Source organism: Citrobacter arsenatis, assembly GCF_004353845.1.
GTDB classification, from domain to species: Bacteria; Pseudomonadota; Gammaproteobacteria; order Enterobacterales; family Enterobacteriaceae; genus Citrobacter; species Citrobacter arsenatis.
The window spans coordinates 3,753,358-3,771,983 of the sequence record NZ_CP037864.1; the positions used below are offsets into that span (position 1 = coordinate 3,753,358).

16 protein-coding genes are annotated in these 18,626 nt (G+C 54.3%); 7 read left to right on the plus strand and 9 right to left on the minus strand.

Features of this window, described 5'->3' with window-relative positions; all coding sequences use genetic code 11:
* Window positions 1-40: 40 nt before the first annotated feature.
* Complete coding sequence (gene aegA / locus E1B03_RS19295) at window positions 41-2,020, minus strand: formate-dependent uric acid utilization protein AegA (protein WP_103771611.1); 1,980 nt, start codon at window positions 2,018-2,020, stop codon at window positions 41-43.
* 263 nt (window positions 2,021-2,283) lie between these two features.
* Here aegA and narQ point away from each other — a divergent pair, with 263 nt between their 5' ends.
* Both narQ and acrD read left to right on the plus strand, forming a co-directional pair.
* Window positions 2,284-3,981 (plus strand): nitrate/nitrite two-component system sensor histidine kinase NarQ, encoded by a 1,698-nt coding sequence (gene narQ, locus E1B03_RS19300; RefSeq protein WP_103771610.1) that lies wholly within the window; start codon window positions 2,284-2,286, stop codon window positions 3,979-3,981.
* A gap of 184 nt (window positions 3,982-4,165) precedes the next feature.
* On the plus strand, window positions 4,166-7,279 hold the full coding sequence (acrD, locus tag E1B03_RS19305; protein WP_103771609.1) for a multidrug efflux RND transporter permease AcrD: 3,114 nt from the start codon (window positions 4,166-4,168) through the stop codon (window positions 7,277-7,279).
* A gap of 75 nt (window positions 7,280-7,354) precedes the next feature.
* On the opposite strand, the gene ypfM is transcribed toward acrD, so the two are convergent.
* Complete coding sequence (gene ypfM, locus E1B03_RS19310; protein ID WP_001386977.1) at window positions 7,355-7,414, minus strand: protein YpfM; 60 nt, start codon at window positions 7,412-7,414, stop codon at window positions 7,355-7,357.
* Window positions 7,415-7,801: 387 nt separating this feature from the next.
* On the opposite strand from ypfM, the gene E1B03_RS19315 reads away from it, so the two are divergent.
* From E1B03_RS19315 to E1B03_RS19325, 3 genes are read left to right on the plus strand one after another with little or no spacing between them, the layout of a single operon-like run.
* Window positions 7,802-8,158, plus strand: a complete 357-nt coding sequence (locus E1B03_RS19315) for an ArsC family reductase (protein WP_103771608.1) — start codon at window positions 7,802-7,804, stop codon at window positions 8,156-8,158.
* Between the two features lie 3 nt (window positions 8,159-8,161).
* The gene (dapE, locus tag E1B03_RS19320; RefSeq protein ID WP_133086757.1) at window positions 8,162-9,289 is read left to right on the plus strand and encodes a succinyl-diaminopimelate desuccinylase; all 1,128 of its coding nucleotides are present in this window, start codon (window positions 8,162-8,164) and stop codon (window positions 9,287-9,289) included.
* Window positions 9,290-9,316: 27 nt separating this feature from the next.
* Window positions 9,317-9,517, plus strand: a complete 201-nt coding sequence (locus E1B03_RS19325) for a YpfN family protein (protein WP_003835080.1) — start codon at window positions 9,317-9,319, stop codon at window positions 9,515-9,517.
* Window positions 9,518-9,609: 92 nt separating this feature from the next.
* Here the strand turns inward: E1B03_RS19325 and ypfH are convergent, their stop codons facing one another.
* The 6 genes from ypfH to dapA form a co-directional block, all read right to left on the minus strand.
* The gene (gene ypfH / locus E1B03_RS19330; RefSeq protein WP_133086758.1) at window positions 9,610-10,308 is read right to left on the minus strand and encodes an esterase; all 699 of its coding nucleotides are present in this window, start codon (window positions 10,306-10,308) and stop codon (window positions 9,610-9,612) included.
* 73 nt (window positions 10,309-10,381) lie between these two features.
* Entirely contained in the window at window positions 10,382-12,397 is a 2,016-nt protein-coding gene (locus tag E1B03_RS19335) for a tRNA(Met) cytidine acetyltransferase TmcA (RefSeq protein WP_133086759.1), read from the minus strand.
* A 15-nt stretch (window positions 12,398-12,412) separates the two neighbouring features.
* Window positions 12,413-13,279, minus strand: a complete 867-nt coding sequence (gene ypfJ / locus E1B03_RS19340; RefSeq protein WP_005121887.1) for a KPN_02809 family neutral zinc metallopeptidase — start codon at window positions 13,277-13,279, stop codon at window positions 12,413-12,415.
* Between the two features lie 129 nt (window positions 13,280-13,408).
* Window positions 13,409-14,122, minus strand: coding sequence for a phosphoribosylaminoimidazolesuccinocarboxamide synthase (purC, locus tag E1B03_RS19345; protein ID WP_003835086.1), 714 nt, complete (start codon window positions 14,120-14,122; stop codon window positions 13,409-13,411).
* 111 nt (window positions 14,123-14,233) lie between these two features.
* A complete protein-coding gene (gene bamC, locus E1B03_RS19350) occupies window positions 14,234-15,268 on the minus strand; it encodes an outer membrane protein assembly factor BamC (RefSeq protein WP_133086760.1) in 1,035 nt (344 codons plus the stop codon).
* A 16-nt stretch (window positions 15,269-15,284) separates the two neighbouring features.
* Window positions 15,285-16,163 carry a 4-hydroxy-tetrahydrodipicolinate synthase gene (gene dapA / locus E1B03_RS19355; RefSeq protein ID WP_006683510.1) on the minus strand — a complete coding sequence of 293 codons (879 nt, stop codon included), beginning with the start codon at window positions 16,161-16,163 and terminating at the stop codon, window positions 15,285-15,287.
* A 145-nt stretch (window positions 16,164-16,308) separates the two neighbouring features.
* On the opposite strand from dapA, the gene E1B03_RS19360 reads away from it, so the two are divergent.
* On the plus strand, window positions 16,309-16,881 hold the full coding sequence (locus tag E1B03_RS19360) for a glycine cleavage system transcriptional repressor (protein WP_207949456.1): 573 nt from the start codon (window positions 16,309-16,311) through the stop codon (window positions 16,879-16,881).
* Window positions 16,881-17,351: a thioredoxin-dependent thiol peroxidase gene (gene bcp / locus E1B03_RS19365; RefSeq protein ID WP_103771602.1), complete on the plus strand. Its 471-nt coding sequence runs from the start codon at window positions 16,881-16,883 to the stop codon at window positions 17,349-17,351. The genes E1B03_RS19360 and bcp overlap by 1 nt, the downstream gene beginning before the upstream one ends.
* A 107-nt stretch (window positions 17,352-17,458) precedes the next feature.
* Here bcp and iadA read toward each other — a convergent pair whose 3' ends face one another.
* Window positions 17,459-18,622 (minus strand): beta-aspartyl-peptidase, encoded by a 1,164-nt coding sequence (iadA, locus tag E1B03_RS19370; protein WP_103771601.1) that lies wholly within the window; start codon window positions 18,620-18,622, stop codon window positions 17,459-17,461.
* Window positions 18,623-18,626: the final 4 nt, after the last annotated feature.

The following is an 18,626-nucleotide window of genomic DNA, read 5'->3' on the forward strand; positions in this document are numbered from 1 at the left end:
GATGGCAACGCTACCGCGTTTTATCCGGCCTACTCGCAGATTAGTGAGATTTGACTGATTTTACACCCAGCCAGTCGACGATCCCCTGGGCAGCATGCCGTCCTTCCGCCATGGCCGTCACCACCAGGTCCGCACCGCGTACCGCGTCGCCACCGGCAAAGATTTTCGGGTTACTGGTTTGATATCGGTATGCGCTTTCAACATCGGCGGCAATGCGCCCCCAGTTATCGACCTTAACGCCATGCGACTCCAGCCACGGCATACCATGTGGGTGAAAACCAAACGCCATGATCACCGCATCTGCGGGCATGACAAACTCACTCCCGGCGATGGGAACCGGGCGACGGCGGCCCTGCGCATCCGGTTCGCCAAGCTGGGTACGTAAAAAACGCACGCCGCTGACTCGCCCATCAGCATGCAACACCAGCTCTACCGGCTGGACGTTAAATTCGAAGTTTGCTCCCTCTTCCCGGGCGTTCTTCACCTCTTTTTTCGAACCGGGCATGTTGGCTTCATCACGACGATAGGCGCAGGTCACCTGGCTTGCGCCATGACGCAGCGCGGTTCGCACACAGTCCATTGCCGTATCGCCTCCGCCCAGTACAACCACGTTTAGCCCGGCAGTGTCGATAAACGGCTCTTCAGGCAGTTCCTCCAGCCCCATCACCTGCTTGGTGTTGGCGATCAGGAACGGCAGCGCATCATATACGCCTGGCGCGTCTTCATTCGGCAGATCCGCCTTCATGGAACGATAGGTTCCTACGCCCACGAACACGGCATCGTAATCCTCCAGCAGCGTTTTAAGCGCGACATCCTTACCCACTTCACAGTTCAGTTCGAAATGAATACCCATGGCGCTGAAGATTTCACGGCGGCGCGCCAGCAGCGATTTGTCCAGCTTGAAGGCCGGAATGCCAAACGTCAGCAACCCCCCGATTTCAGGATGGCGATCGTACACGGTGGTGCTGATACCGCTGCGCGCCAGCACATCAGCGCAGGCCAGGCCCGCCGGTCCCGCACCGATGATGGCAACACGTTTGTCCACTTTCTGCACGTGGCTTAAGTCCGGCCGCCATCCTTTGCTCAAGGCCCGATCGGAGATATAACGCTCAATATTTCCGATGGTGACCGCGCCATGTTCGCTACGCACAGTACATGCCCCTTCACAGAGCCGGTCCTGCGGGCATACGCGTCCGGTCACTTCCGGCAGGCAGTTGGTCTGGTGAGAAAGCTCAACCGCCGCGTCGATATTCCCGGCTTTGACCAGTTCAATCCACTGCGGAATATGGTTATGCAGTGGGCAGGTCCATTCGCAAATACTGTGGTCACCACACTTCAGGCAGCGGGACGCTTCCCGTTCCGCCTGGGCCGTACGAAACGGTAAATAGATCTCTTCAAAGCTGGTTTTACGGGCCTCAATCGCCAGCTTATCCGGCTCGCCACGCGCAGGCGTCGCCTGCATTTGCTCTCGTTTGGTGATGACATGTGGAACAAAATCGGTAGCGCTGGCATGCCAGGGTTGGCTTTCCAGACTGGCGGTGCGCAGCCTGCGGGCTTTTGACAGGCCGGTAAGCGAATTTTCCGTCACCAGCTGTAACGCCTGTGCCGGACAGTTTTCCACGCAGGCGGGGCCTTCTTCACGCCCCTGGCACAAATCGCATTTATGCGCTGTCGCTTTCACCTTTCCTTTAGCCACGGGAGTGAGTACGATCTGCATCGTGCCGAAAGGACAAGCAACGACGCACGATTTGCAGCCAATACATTTTTGCGGGTTCACCTGCACGCTGTCGTTATCATGGCTGATTGCCCCGTTGGGGCAACTTCTGGCGCAGGGCGCATCTTCACAGTGGTGACAGGTCACCGCGCTGCGCTGTTGCTGATGCTTGATGACGGTAATTCGGGGCTGAAAATGCCGCGGGCTCAGGACATGCTGCTCGCCATTGTGGGCCATGACGCAAGCGACCTCACAGGCATGGCAACCCAGGCACTGCTGGCTATTGACCATAATAAAACGATTCATGGCTTCCTTCTTTTTTGGTTGCAAAAACCTTATTCTTTATATGACTGTTGTTATTAACCGACAGGGAAGGAAGCGGCAATGTTCATTTGCCCAGGAAGCACAACTATTTATCCAGAACCTGTGGCAGATCAATTTATTTCATCGCATATGAAATTGTGTTTCAGTTACCATCCAGTTTCATGGCGTTTTATTAACATTTATCAAATACACCGCATCGTTCAGGCTGTTTTAAGGCGCGACGTGTATTGTGTGAGGATGCACAAGTGACGGTAAAGCGTCCGGTCTCGGCCAGTCTGGCCAAAGCCTTTTTCTACATCGTGCTGCTGTCGATTCTCTCTACGGGTATTGCGCTGCTCACGCTGACCAGCAGTTTGCGCGATGCCGAAGCCATCAACGTAGCTGGCTCATTGCGCATGCAAAGTTATCGTCTGGGTTACGATCTGCAAAGCCAAAGTCCGCAGCTCAACGCTCATCGCCAGCTTTTCCAGCAAGCGCTAAACTCGCCAGCGCTTCAGAATCTGAACGCGTGGTATGTGCCACAAGCGGTAAAAAGCCGCTATGGGCGTCTGCATGCTAACTGGCTGGAAATGAACGCCCGTCTGATCGATGGCGATTTAAAATGGTACCAGGCCAATATCAACAACTATGTCGATCAAATCGATCTCTTCGTGCTGGCATTGCAGCATTATGCCGAACGTAAAGTGATGCTGGTTTTTGGTATTTCACTGGCGGGGGGGATCGGCATATTCACCCTCGTCTTCTTTACCTTGCGGCGTATTCGCCAGCAGGTAGTGCGTCCGCTGAATAAGCTGGTGATGGCCAGCCAGCACATCGAACACGGGCAGTTTGATATCCCGCCGCTGGATACCGGTTTGCCCAACGAGCTCGGGTTGCTGGGCAAAACCTTCAGCCAGATGTCGAGTGAATTACACAAGTTGTACCGCTCATTGGAAGCATCTGTTGCCGAGAAGACTCACGATCTCCACGAAGCCAATCGCCGTCTGGAGGTGCTGTATCAGTGCTCGCAGGCGCTAAATACCAGCCAGATTGACGTGCACTGCTTCCGCCATATTTTACAGATTGTCCGCGAGCATGACGCCGCGTATTTCCTGGAGCTCACCGTCGGTGATAACTGGCGAATTAGTGAAGGGACTAAAAGCCCCGAACTGCCGATGCAGATCCTACCGGTCACCATGCAGGAAACCGTCTATGGGGAGCTGCACTGGCAAAGTCCAAACGTCAACGCTTCTACTCCGCTGCTTAACAGCGTCTCCTCTATGCTGGGACGCGGGTTGTACTTCAACCAGGCGCAAAAACATTTTCAGCAGCTGTTGTTAATGGAAGAGCGGGCGACGATTGCGCGCGAGCTGCACGATTCGCTGGCGCAGGTGCTCTCTTATTTACGCATTCAGCTCACGTTGCTGAAGCGCTCGATCCCGGAAGATAACGCCCCGGCGCAAAGCATTATGGCGGATTTCTCCCAGGCGCTGAATGATGCCTACCGTCAGTTGCGCGAGCTGCTGACCACCTTCCGTCTGACCTTACAGCAGGCCGATTTACCCTCCGCCCTGCATGAAATGCTGGAAACGCTGCAAAATCAGACCTCGGCTAAACTGACGCTGGATTGCCGATTGCCGACGCTGGCGCTGGACGCGCAAATGCAGGTGCATCTGCTGCAGATCGTCCGTGAAGCGGTGCTGAACGCGATTAAACATGCCAGCGCAACCGAAATCGCCGTCAGTTGCGTCACCGCACCCGATGGTAATCATACGGTTTATATCCGCGATAACGGCATCGGCATTGGCGAGCCGCATGAACCTACGGGGCACTATGGGTTAAATATTATGCGCGAGCGGGCGGAAAGACTGAGCGGCACGCTGACCTTCTCTCAACCCTCCGGAGGGGGAACGCTGGTAAGCATCAGTTTTCGTTCAGCAGAATCCGACGGTGAACTAACGTAAAGAACCGCAAAGTGCCGTTGGGGCTGGATCCAGGCCTGACGGCGTTGGCACGCAAGGTATGCTGTAAACGGGCATGATAATTTACATTATCTTCTTTTTTTCTCCACGTTTGACCCGTACCTTGCCGCTAAAGTGAAGCAAGTCATACCCATAACGATACGCAGAAACACGAGGTCCCCTTTTAATGGCGAATTTTTTCATCGATCGCCCCATTTTTGCCTGGGTGTTAGCTATCCTGTTGTGCCTGACAGGAGCCCTGGCTATTTTTTCGCTGCCCGTTGAGCAATATCCCGATCTGGCGCCGCCAAACGTGCGGGTAACCGCGAACTACCCTGGTGCATCTGCACAAACGCTGGAAAACACCGTCACCCAGGTTATCGAGCAGAACATGACCGGTCTCGATAACCTGATGTACATGTCGTCGCAGAGTAGCGGGACAGGCCAGGCATCGGTCACGCTGAGCTTTGTCGCCGGAACCGATCCTGACGAGGCCGTCCAGCAGGTGCAAAACCAGCTGCAGTCGGCAATGCGTAAGTTGCCGCAGGCGGTACAGGATCAGGGGGTCACGGTGCGTAAGACCGGGGACACCAATATTCTGACCATCGCCTTCGTCTCCACCGATGGCTCAATGGATAAGCAGGACATCGCTGACTACGTCGCCAGTAATATCCAGGATCCGCTCAGCCGTATAAACGGCGTGGGCGATATTGATGCCTACGGTTCACAATATTCCATGAGAATCTGGCTCGACCCGGCCAAACTCAACAGCTTTCAGATGACCGCCAAGGATGTGACTGACGCTATCGAGTCGCAAAATGCGCAGATTGCCGTCGGACAGCTTGGTGGCACGCCTTCGGTGGACAAGCAGGCGCTGAATGCGACGATCAACGCCCAGTCGCTGCTGCAGACTCCGGATGAATTCCGCGCGATTACGCTACGCGTCAATCAGGATGGCTCAGAAGTAAAACTGGGCGATGTCGCCACGGTCGAAATGGGCGCGGAAAAGTATGACTACCTCAGCCGCTTTAACGGCAATCCGGCTTCCGGTCTGGGGGTGAAGCTGGCTTCAGGTGCCAATGAAATGGCAACGGCAGAGCTGGTTATCGACCGCCTGAACGAGCTGTCGCAGTATTTCCCACACGGACTGGAGTACAAGGTGGCGTATGAAACCACCTCCTTTGTCAAAGCTTCAATTATCGACGTGGTGAAAACGCTGCTGGAAGCGATCGCGCTGGTATTCCTCGTGATGTACCTGTTCCTGCAAAACTTCCGCGCCACACTTATCCCGACAATCGCCGTTCCCGTGGTCCTGATGGGCACCTTCTCGGTGCTCTACGCCTTTGGCTACAGCGTGAACACCCTGACGATGTTTGCGATGGTGCTGGCGATCGGTCTGCTGGTCGATGACGCCATCGTGGTGGTGGAAAACGTCGAGCGTATTATGAGCGAGGAAGGCCTTTCGCCGCGGGAAGCGACGCGGAAATCGATGGGTCAAATCCAGGGCGCGCTGGTCGGTATCGCGATGGTCCTGTCGGCGGTGTTTATCCCGATGGCCTTCTTCGGCGGTACCACCGGGGCTATTTACCGCCAGTTCTCGATCACCATCGTCTCTGCGATGGTGCTTTCTGTTCTGGTAGCGATGATCCTCACCCCTGCCCTGTGCGCCACCCTGCTCAAACCGCTGCATAAGGGCGAACATCACGGGCAAACCGGTTTCTTCGGCTGGTTTAACCGGATGTTTAATCGCAACGCCGAGCGCTACGAAAAAGGCGTCGCCAGGATCCTGCACCGCAGCCTGCGCTGGATACTGATCTACGGCCTGCTGCTCGGCGGTATGGTTTTCCTGTTCCTGCGCCTGCCAACCTCCTTCCTGCCGCTGGAAGACCGCGGCATGTTTACCACTTCGGTACAGCTGCCCAGCGGCTCCACGCAGCAGCAAACGTTGAAAGTGGTTGAGGAAGTAGAGAAGTATTACTTCACCCATGAAAAAGACAACATTATGTCGGTCTTTTCCACAGTCGGCTCCGGCCCTGGCGGGAATGGTCAAAACGTGGCGCGTATGTTTGTCCGCTTAAAAGACTGGGATGAGCGTGACACCACGACCGGAACCTCTTTCGCCATCATCGAACGTGCGACCAAAGCCTTTAACAAGATTAAAGAGGCTCGCGTCTTCGCCAGCAGCCCTCCGGCTATCAGCGGCCTCGGAAGCTCTGCCGGTTTCGATATGGAGCTGCAGGATCACGCCGGTGCGGGCCATGATGCGTTAATGGCCGCGCGCGATAAGCTGATTGAGCTGGCCGGGAAAGACTCATCCCTGACCCGCGTTCGTCATAATGGTCTGGACGACAGCCCGCAGTTGCAAATTGATATCGATCAGCGCAAAGCTCAGGCGCTGGGCGTTTCCATTGATGACATCAACGACACATTGCAAACGGCGTGGGGTTCCAGCTACGTCAACGACTTTATGGACCGTGGGCGCGTGAAGAAGGTTTACGTGCAGGCGGCGGCAAAATATCGCATGCTCCCGGACGACATCAATCTGTGGTACGTCCGCAACAATAGCGGCGGCATGGTGCCTTTCTCGGCCTTTGCCACGTCGCGCTGGGAAACCGGTTCACCACGTCTGGAACGCTATAACGGCTACTCCGCCGTCGAGATTGTCGGCGAAGCCGCGCCCGGCGTCAGTACCGGTACGGCGATGGACATAATGGAATCGCTGGTGCGCCAGTTGCCGACCGGATTCGGCCTCGAATGGACTGCGATGTCCTATCAGGAACGGCTGTCAGGTTCTCAGGCTCCCGCCCTGTACGCCATTTCTCTGCTGGTGGTATTCCTGTGTCTGGCAGCCCTGTATGAAAGCTGGTCGGTTCCCTTCTCCGTTATGCTGGTGGTGCCGCTGGGGGTCATTGGCGCGCTGCTGGCCACCTGGATGCGCGGGCTGGAAAACGACGTGTACTTCCAGGTCGGGTTACTCACCGTTATCGGTCTTTCGGCGAAAAACGCTATATTGATTGTTGAATTCGCCAATGAGATGAACGAGAAAGGACACGATCTGCTCGACGCCACGCTGCATGCCTGTCGCCAGCGTCTACGCCCAATTCTGATGACGTCACTGGCATTTATCTTCGGGGTACTGCCGATGACCATCAGCAGCGGCGCAGGTTCAGGTGGTCAGCATGCGGTGGGGACGGGCGTAATGGGCGGGATGATTTCGGCTACTATCCTGGCAATTTACTTCGTTCCCCTGTTCTTTGTGCTGGTGCGCAGACGCTTCCCGTTGAAGCCACGCCCAGAATAATCGGACACGAAAAAGGCGACTTACGTTGAGTCGCCTTTTTTTATCCTTTGCAGGATACGAATTTCTTCCAGAAAATTATTTACGAAGCATCACTTCGATAAAGTCTTTCCAGTTCCCCAGTTCACGTTCAATCATAACAACCTCTCTTATTATTATGGGCATTCTACGAAATCATCATCTTTAAAAGAAGGCAATTTAACCGATGGTTGTGATTACTTCCTCCAGTGCTGGGGTATATGTAATCACTATGCGCTAAACCCATAAATTTTATGTGACTTACTGCAATATTTTGAAATATTCATACATCATCTACTACTTTGCCAATTCTGATGGAAAAACAGGCTGATGCAAACAGGCAAATTCTGATTTTCAGTTTTCCGCGAATTTTGGAACTTTCAGGAATCATTATTCACCATTCAACAACAATGTTATATTTTTCTATAACGATTCGATGACAATATGTATTATTCATGGTTATCGAAAACGAGAATAAATATTCAATTTACGTCAATAAGGATTCAAATGATTACCCTCTACGGCATAAAGAATTGCGACACGATTAAAAAAGCCAGACGCTGGCTCGAAGGCAATGGGGTCGACTACCGCTTCCATGATTATCGCGTTGACGGTCTGGACAATGCGCTATTGCACTCTTTTATCAGCGAATTAGGTTGGGAGGCGCTACTCAATACGCGTGGAACCACCTGGCGCAAACTGGATGAAGCCACACGCAGTCAAATCACAGATGCTTCCTCTGCCGCCGCGTTGATGATTGAAATGCCAGCAATTATCAAACGCCCATTGCTCTGCGCGCCGGGTAAGCCTATGCTGCTTGGTTTCAGTGAATCCAGTTATACTCTGTTTTTTAATGAGGTGTAGTCTATGTCGTGCCCGGTTATTGAGCTGACACAGCAGCTTATTCGCCGTCCTTCCCTGAGCCCAGATGATGCCGGGTGCCAGGCGTTAATGATTGAACGCCTGCGCGCGGTAGGTTTTACCGTTGAGCGTATGGATTTTGGTGACACACAGAATTTTTGGGCATGGCGCGGCAAAGGTGAGACTCTGGCATTTGCCGGTCACACTGACGTAGTGCCTGCCGGCGATGTCGATCGCTGGATTAATCCACCGTTCGAACCGACCATTCGCGATGGCATGTTGTTCGGACGTGGCGCAGCCGATATGAAAGGTTCACTGGCGGCAATGGTCGTGGCCACAGAGCGTTTTGTTGCCCAGCATCCAAACCATCAGGGTCGTCTGGCATTTTTGATAACGTCCGACGAAGAAGCCAGTGCTAAAAACGGCACCGTGAAGGTGGTTGAAGCGCTGATGGCACGTAATGAACGACTGGATTATTGTCTGGTTGGCGAGCCGTCCAGCACGGAAATCGTAGGCGACGTAGTCAAGAATGGACGTCGTGGTTCACTGACCTGCAACCTGACCATTCACGGCGTGCAGGGCCACGTAGCCTATCCGCATCTGGCCGATAACCCGGTACACCGCGCGGCGCCAATGCTTAACGAACTGGTGGCGATTGAGTGGGATCAGGGTAACGAATTCTTCCCGGCGACCAGTATGCAGATTGCCAATATTCAGGCAGGTACCGGCAGCAACAACGTTATCCCCGGCGAACTGTTTATCCAGTTCAACTTCCGTTTCAGCACTGAGCTGACCGATGAGATGATTAAAGCACGGGTTCACGCGCTGCTGGAGAAACATCAGCTTCGTTATACCGTCGACTGGTGGCTTTCCGGCCAGCCGTTCCTGACAGAGCGCGATAAGCTGGTGGATGCGGTGGTGAACGCCATTGAGCACTATAATGAGATTAAACCGCAGTTACTGACTACAGGCGGGACGTCCGACGGGCGTTTTATTGCCCGCATGGGGGCGCAGGTAGTAGAACTTGGGCCGGTCAACGCCACTATTCATAAAATTAATGAATGTGTTAATGCCGCCGACCTGCAGCTGCTTGCCCGAATGTATCAACGTATCATGGAACAACTCGTCGCCTGATGAGGGTTCCTGTAAGAGGAAATGAGCATGGACTGGCTGGCAAAATATTGGTGGATTTTAGTGTTGGTGTTTCTGGTAGGCGTGCTGCTGAACGTGATTAAAGATCTCAAGCGCGTCGACCACAAGAAATTTCTTGCTAATAAGCCGGAGCTTCCTCCGCATCGTGATTTTAACGATAAATGGGATGACGACGACGATTGGCCGAACAAGGATCAACCGAAGAAATAATTTGTAGGCCGGATAACACTTATCACGTTGCTATCCGGCACTACCACTGACTGTCATGCCGGATGGCGGCTTCGCCTTATCCGGCCTACAGGTTAAATCATCTCAATCACATCATCATCGTGAGGCGTACCACCGCTCAGCGCTTCATCAAAGTAGTGCTTCGGTACGGTAAAACGCAGATGATCGAGCGCAAACTGCATGCTGCGTTCATCAATGGCGTGCCCCAGATTTTCCACGATATCCAGCGTCACATCCCCACCGGCGCGAATTAACGCCTCCTGCGCGGCAACGGCGTGAGATAACTCAATTACCCGGTCTTCACCGCCGTGAATCAAATGCACCGTCGTCGCAGTGGTTGCCGTCTCCGGCAAAGTGGCATAGCGACCATTGAAGGCAATGACCCGCGACGCCAGCCCCGGCTCGGCTTTGATGCTCTCAAGCGACATAATCGAACCCTGAGAAAAACCAATCAGCGCGGTAGCCTGCGGTGAAACGCCGCTTTGCTTTTGCCAGTAACGCACGGTTTCGATAAACACTGGCATAATCGCGTCAATACGCGCCTGGCGGTTCTCTTCCGTTACGCCCTGCACCGAAAACCACTGACGTCCGGACGTCGTACCGTAAGGCTCTGCCCCGCCAATGCTAACGATTAGCGCATCCGGAAACAGCGGCGCAAACCAGGAGCCAATTTCGCCCATGGCTACCGGGTTATCGCCGACGCCATGAAACAGCAGCAATAGCTGTTGAGCGGGTTTTTCGGGACTTTGAACAACAAAATGGTCATGTTTCATGGCGATCTCCTTAACTGATGAGAATCATTCTACGCCGCTTAACCGCAATGACCATGCCAGGAAATTGAAGAAATTAGTGAAAAAATTGCCATTGCATAATGCGATTATGTAGCCGCTGTTCACGCTCAGCATCCAGCTGTTTTAAGGCCTGCGCCGCCTCGGCTCGCTGTACCGCCAGCAGCGCTTTGCGACCAGAGATCTTCAGCTGTTGGCACAAATCGGCGTCGCTGTGTTTAGCCTGTAAACGTCCGCGCAGCGCCGGAAGAGACAGTTCGCTGTGCTCAAGCAGACGACTCAGACAGCCCAGCGATGTCAGCAATGGTCGATGCGCGAAGGCAAACCCAGCCAGCTCAGCCCAGTCATCCTCATTAAGCGTAGTCTCTTTCAGCGGGGTCAGCGGAATGTGCTCTCCATTCCACTGCGCAAGGATTTCCGCATCCCTGCGCAGGCGCTGGTGTTCCCGCCGGGCAAGGCGTTTACCCGCTTCGCTGATGGGAAGTATCGCCATAGCGGTGTAACAGCCGCTGCTGGCTTCCCGATGATTGCCCATCCGTACCAGCACAAAACCGCAGCGTTGCCAGAAACGCCATAGTTCAGCCGTATAACCAAAGCTGACGGACAGATAGTCACACTGCGTGCAATAGTGCCTGGCCTGCATAATCAACTGCTGCCCGATACCTTCTCGCTGGCGTGCAGGGTGAACCGCAATTCGACTGACCCGTCGCCCGATAAGCGTCGCCGCCAATGGGTCACCGCCATGCGCCGCCAGTGACTGCGCTACCAGATTACCTCTTGGTCGGCGATATCCGGCCCAGACGGCCTGGCTTAATTCTGCGGATAATCCCCCTTCATCGACCAGCCAGACGGCTCCCGCCACCGAGTCAGCAGCCGAAGCCTGAAGGAAATGCTGCCCTGGCGCATCCATCATCCGCCGCAGGTCCAGTGGCGAGGTGCGATAATGCGCCCCAGAAAGCAGTTGATATACCGCTAACGGCAGCGCCGGGTTTGTATGCCAGACGTGCTGTTCAAACGCCGAGAAGTGCAGTTCCCCCAATGGGGCATGCGTAAAGGCGTCGTCCTCAAACACCAGCGCATCGCTGACGATTTTCTCCAGCGGGCATCCCTGCGCCCAGCGCACGGGTTGTTGCAACTCATAGCGTAGAAGCCTGGGAAAACGGGCGCAGAATTTCAGCAAGAAGCCTCTGCCTGTTCCCTCGTAGCCCTGAACGGTGGTGGTTAACAGCGTACGAGGAAAACGCGCCACCAGTTGGTGCAGCAGCGGCGCGGGGATCGCGGCGGCTTCATCTACAATCAGCCAGTCTGCGGTTGCAGAACTGCTTAACAGCGCATCCGGAGCCAGAAAGCGGTAACGCTCTGCGGCAAATTGTGCCAGCACATCGGTTGCCGCTTTGGCAGGCGCAGTAACGATCGCTGTCCCGTTGATACGTGCTATCAGTTGCCCCGCCAGCGCGGATTTTCCCCGACCACGTGCGGCCGTGACCGCAGCCACGCCGGGAGGCATCTCCAGCAACTGCGCTAAAATCAGCGCCTGTTCAGGCTGAGGTTCACCGGTTGGCGCATGCCAGTCTACACGAGCAGGAAATCCTGGATTGGATGCAGGCAGATACTGTTGCCAGTGCAGAGCCTGCCCGTCACGGGAAATCACCCGTTTGATATGTTCAACAAAGTGCGGTGTAGGTATAGGGTCAGCGCAGTCGCTCCAGCGCAGTGAATCTGCGTCCGGATGCGTGTGCCAGCTATGCCAGGATGGGGTCAGCAATACCAACCAGCTCCCGGCAATCAGCGTTCCGCTTAAGGCGGCAAACGCCGCAGCGTCAAATCCCTGCCCCGCGTCAAAAACCGCATGACGGAACTCGCGCCCCAGTAACGTTTGCAGCGCCTGCGGCGTACAGTTCGGCTCAGCAGGGGCTTGCGCCCCTACCCATAACCAGTCGCCGGGTAACGTGTTGCGTAGCGCGAATGCCCGCTCCTGACACCAGTTCCCCTCGCCGCTGATAATCAGCAGACGACGGCTCCCTTCGCGGCTCATCTGTTCGGTTAACGCACGCAGCGCCGTGTTATCAGACATCCTTGCCTCTGTATCTTAAATACCTTTACCAAAAGTATTACATTGTCCCGGATCGCCGCTGTCAAAACCGCGTTTGAACCAGGTAAAACGCTGCTCAGAAGTACCGTGGGTAAAGCTGTCCGGCACAACGCGCCCTTGCCCCTGCTGCTGCAAGCGGTCGTCGCCAATAGCCTGAGCGGCGTTCAGCGCCTCTTCAAGGTCGCCGGACTCCAGCACGCCCTGCTGCTGCATACTGTGGCCCCAGACACCGGCAAAACAGTCCGCCTGCAATTCCATACGCACGGAAAGACGGTTCACCTCAGCCTGTGAAGCGTTCTGCTGCATCTGGCGAACTTTCGGTTCAATACCCAGCAGTTTCTGCACGTGGTGACCCACTTCATGGGCGATAACATAACCCTGGGCAAAATCACCATCGGCGCCCAGTTTGTTTTTCATGTCATCATAGAATGAGAGATCAATGTATACCGTGCCATCTGCCGGGCAATAAAACGGTCCCATTACGGACTGGCCCGCGCCGCAGCCGGTTCGCGTTGCTCCGCGATACATCACCAGCTTCGGCTGTTGGTAGGTGCGGCCCATTTTTTCAAACTGCTGCCCCCAGGTATCTTCCGTGGTAGCCAGAATCACCGAGGTAAATTTTGCTGCTTCATCATCATTTGGGCTGATGGAGTGCGATGATTGCTGTTGGGAAACCGGCTGGCCGGTCATTAATCCGGTGAGATCCACGCCATAATAACCTGCGACAAGCACCACGATCAGCAGAATGATGCCGCCTTTACCACTGGGCAAACGAAAACCGGGCCCGCCCATAGAGGGGCCACCGCCGGAGCTATTTCGTCTGTCTTCCACGTTGTCACTTTCACGACGCCCTTGCCAGCGCATAATCACCTCAACTTTTTATTCATTATGATGATGATCGTAGGCGGTTCGGAACAGGATTACCATAAGAAACAGTAATCAAAATCGGTGGGATTGATGAGCCGGAGAGCGATCGCCGGCTCAGGGGGAGGATTAGTCTAACTTCACACCCAGACGATGCGCGACGGCTTCATAGGCTTCGATCAGACCGCCCAGGCTCTGGCGGAAGCGATCTTTGTCCATTTTATCCAGCGTTTCTTTGTCCCACAGACGGCTACCGTCCGGTGAGAATTCATCGCCCAGGACCACTTCACCTTTATACAAACCGAACTCAAGTTTGAAGTCGACCAGAATCAGACCCGCATCATCAAACATCTTTTTCAGCACGTCGTTGGCTTTATAGGTCAGCTCTTTCATACGCGCCAGATTCTCTTTGCTCACCCAACCAAAAGTTTCGCAATAGGAATCGTTAATCATTGGATCGTGCATAGCATCGTTTTTCAGGAACAGATCAAACAGCGGCGGATTCAGTTCAATACCTTCCTCAACGCCTAAACGCTTAACCAGTGAGCCTGCCGCGCGGTTACGCACCACACATTCAACCGGTACCATCTCCAGTTTTTTCACCAGACATTCGGTATCGGAAAGCAGTCGCTCCATCTGGGTAGGAATGCCCGCTTCTTGCAGCTTGGTCATAATGAAATGGTTGAACTTATTGTTCACCATGCCTTTACGGTCAAACTGTTCAATGCGCGCGCCATCCCCTGCTGACGTATCATTGCGGAATTCGAGCACCAACAGGTCCGGGTTTTCCGTGCTGTATACGGTCTTCGCTTTACCACGATACAACTCAGCTTGCTTTTGCATCTTTATTACTCCTGGGTGTGAATTAACGATAAATATTGCGTTTTTCTGCCGACGCACACGTTTGCGTATCATATCAGAAAAAAAGGGCTGGAGTTATCCAGCCCTTTATTTTTACTTACTGAACGCTGCCTGGAAGACGGCGACCAGCGCGTCGTTCTGGCTTTGCGTCAGGGTATGCCCCTTCGGATCGATAAACTGCAAGCTACTGCGGTTATCTAAATCACCGACCTGCAGTTTATAGTCGCCGGATACCAGACCCGGATCGCTTGCGCCCAGATCCTGCCAACCGCTATCAGACAGTGGTTTGTAGGTCACGGCGATACTGCCCTGAGAACGGGTGCTGTCGGTCACTTTCATCCCCACTTTCTCAAGTGCTGCCGGCAGACGCTGCCATACCACGTTGAACGGCCCACGTACCACCAGCATTGGTAAACCTGTGTCATCGGCGGCGCTCTGAACATCCATGGTAGCTGCAGAACGGTTCTGCGCAGCATTTGCGGCATCGGTGGCGTTCTTATCCAGACCAGCAGAGATAACGTTCATCATCTCAGCGCTATAACGCTGCATTGATGCCGCATCGGCTACGGGTTTACCCGCCTGCTCGAGGTTAATCAGTTTCACCGTTACTGCTTGCTGATAGCCCTGCGGTTTAACCGAGATTTGATAACGTCCACGGTACTGCTCGTCTTCATCCAGACGGTTCCAGTCAACCCAGTCAGTGGTCAACGTTTGGCTGGCATCATCACGTTTGGTGATCGTGTAGTTTTTAGACTGAATGACGCTGACGACCTGCGGCCACAGCGTGTTACCACGACCGTTTTCCACCAGCAACGTCGATGTATCACCCGCGATCTGAGTGCGAGCACCGGTGACTAATGCTAACGGCTGAGCTGGTGGACGAATGTCCAAGGCCTTGCCCACGGCACCGCTGCCGTTGGTTACCGGGATATTATAGTCACCCGACATAACCGGCAGAATCATCCCGGCTGGAGCGTGAAGCTCAGCAAGCGGTGCGGCCTCCAGATAGGATTCATCACCACTCACCTGGCGCTTATAACGCGAGTCAGAACTACAGGCCGCGAGCAACATAACAAGCGAAACACCCGCAACCTTGGCCAGGCGCGACTTTTGTACTGAGTAAGCCATCAAATCTCCCTAAACTTTACAGCAAACCGGCATGCTTAAGCGCCGCTTTGACGATTTCACGAGCATTGTCCGTGATTGGCGTCATCGGCAGACGTAGCGTATCGGTCGCCACAAGTCCCAACTCCTTACACGCCCATTTCACGGGGATAGGATTGGGTTCGACAAATAGTTTGTTGTGTAACGGCATCAGACGCTGGTTGATCACCCGCGCTTCGGCAAAGTGCCCTGCCGCCGCCAGTTTGCACATTTCAGCCATATCGCGTGCCGCAACGTTTGAGGTTACGGAAATTACGCCATGACCACCGAGCTGCATAAAATCCAGTCCGGTTGCGTCATCACCGCTAAGCAGAATGAAGTCGTCTGAAACCAGCTCTTTGATCTGATGAACGCGACTTAAGTTCCCCGTGGCCTCTTTAATAGCGATAATATTTTTTACTTTCGCCAGGCGACCAACGGTTTCCGGCAGCATATCGCAGCCGGTACGGGACGGCACATTATACAGAATTTGCGGCAGGTCAGTATGTTCAGCGATGGCTTTGAAATGCTGGAACAAACCTTCCTGGGTTGGGCGGTTGTAGTAAGGCGTCACCGTCAGGCAGCCGACAACACCGCTGTCGTTGAAACGCTGCGTCAGACTAATGGCTTCCGCGGTCGCATTGGCGCCGGTTCCGGCAATGACCGGAATACGCCCGTCAGCCAGCTCCAGGGTCATCATCACCACATCGCCATGTTCATCATGACTCAGGGTGGCAGACTCACCGGTGGTGCCAACCGAAACGATCGCCGAGGTGCCGCTGGCGACATGATAATCAATCAGTTTTTTCAGGCTCGACCGGCAGACTTTACCTTTCTCATCCATCGGCGTAACAAGCGCGACAATACTTCCCGTGAACATGGGCCATCCTCTGTGCAAACAAGTGACTCAATGGTACGTTTGGTACGACAATAAAAGCAAGCGACCAGAGCCGTTCTGATTGTTGTATGCATGTTTTTTTTATGCTTTCCTTATGATTACCTCACCGCTCAAAGGAAGAACAGGTTTGACATCGTCATCGCAACACTATCTGGTCATTACTGCGCTGGGTGCTGACCGCCCAGGAATTGTGAACACCATCACACGTCATGTCAGCAGTTGCGGCTGTAATATCGAAGACAGCCGACTGGCCATGCTGGGTGATGAGTTCACGTTTATCATGTTGCTGTCGGGCACCTGGAATGCCATCACCTTGATCGAATCAACCTTGCCGTTGAAAGGTGCAGAGTTAGATTTACTGATTGTGATGAAACGCACGACCGCGCGTCCTCGTCCGGCGATGCCTGCAACGGTATGGGTGCAGGTCGATGTCCCTGATTCTCCACATTTGATTGAACGCTTCACCGCCCTGTTTGACAGCCACCAAATGAATATTGCGGAACTGGTCTCACGCACGCAACCGGCTGAGGACGGAAAGGCGGCACAGCTGTTTATTCAAATTACCGCACATAGTCCTGCGTCACATGATTCGGCAAATATTGAAGATGCGTTTAAAGCACTCTGTACAGAACTCAATGCGCAAGGCAGTATTAACGTCGTCAATTACTCACAGCATGATGAACAGGATGGAGTTAAGTAATGAACCCACTGAAAGCCGGTGATATCGCACCGAAATTTAGCTTGCCGGATCAAGACGGAGAACAAGTAAATTTAACCGACTTCCAGGGACAGCGTGTTCTGGTTTATTTTTACCCGAAAGCCATGACACCCGGCTGTACCGTACAGGCCTGCGGCCTGCGCGATAACATGGATGAGTTAAAAAAAGCAGGTGTTGAAGTGCTGGGGATCAGCACCGATAAACCAGAGAAGCTTTCCCGATTCGCAGAGAAAGAAGTGCTGAACTTCACGCTTCTGTCTGACGAAGATCATCAGGTTTGCGAGCAGTTCGGCGTCTGGGGTGAGAAGTCATTTATGGGCAAAACCTACGATGGCATCCACCGCATCAGCTTCCTGATTGATGCTGAAGGGAATATTGAACATGTGTTTGATGACTTCAAAACCAGCAACCACCACGACGTGGTAATGAACTGGCTGAAAGAGAACGCCTGACTGTGAAATGCCTGATGGCGGCGTGAACGTCTTATCCGGCCTACAAATGCACGCACGTAGGCCGGATAAGACGCGTTAGCGTCGCCATCCGGCAGATGACCGCCCGGTTACTCAAACGTCCCTTTCACGCACGCTTTCTGCTCTTTCACCACGGCTTTCCCCTTCGCCCACAGATGATGCACTTCCAGCGCGTCGTTGAGCACCAGGATATCTGCATCGCATCCCACCGCCAGACGCCCCTTATGTTCGAGTGCCAAAAACTCTGCCACCGTACGCGTCAGCGGACATAACGCCTGTTCCAGCGGAATAGCATGAACCTTCACCAGCTGGCGCACCGTTTCCGCCAGAGATTCAAACCCTGCAACACCGATGCCGGTGAGATTACCTAACTCATCAAATTCCGGCTGGCTGCCATTGCCATCCGAGCTAAGGGTAATGCGCGACAACGGCACGTTCTGGCTAAGCGCCGTGGCGATAGCCGTGGCCGGGTCGACGGGCTCATCGATGCTGCTGGTAATGTCGATATAACCGCCTTTGCGGGCATACTCCAGCGCGGCCTGGAACAACGGTTGTGCACGATTAACGTGGGTCGGCAGCAGTTTGGTAATCGGGACATCGCAATTGTCGAGGATCTGGTACAACGGTTCGAGCATGCGCGGGCTGTCGCCCATATGGAACACGCTTATCCCCGGTTTGCGTCCTAACAATCCGCCAACGCGCGACTGCGCCGCCATGTTTGCCAGCGCCGCAGAGTCCGGGGCTGAAGAACGATGGTCCGAAACCGCACATTTCACGCCAATGATTTTATCGATCAGCGCCACGTCGCGATCGACGCTGCCGGTGATAGTCGGGGAAGGCAGAGAATACGCCCCGGTCAGCATCCATGCGCTGATCCCTTCAAACTCCAGCGCGCGAGTTTTCGCCAGCAGCGATTCAGGATGGCGGGTAATGCCATCTGTACCCAGTAATCCCACCACCGAGGTGACGCCAGCTTCAACCAGCCGCGACAGGCGCACTTCCGGCGTGCGGGTATGTGGCCCTGCTTCTCCGCCGCCGCCAATCAGATGGACGTGCTGATCGATAAACCCTGGGCACACAATCGCGCCGTCAAGATTGACGCATTCGCAGCCGGGAAAGTCTTCAGGGGAAATCGACGGCGCGATGGCAACAATTTTGCTGCCAGACACCAGTATATCCTGGCGCCCTAAATCTTCCGGCGCGTACACGTGTCCCTGCTGGAACAACGTCAAATTAAGAATGGAACAGTTCATAACC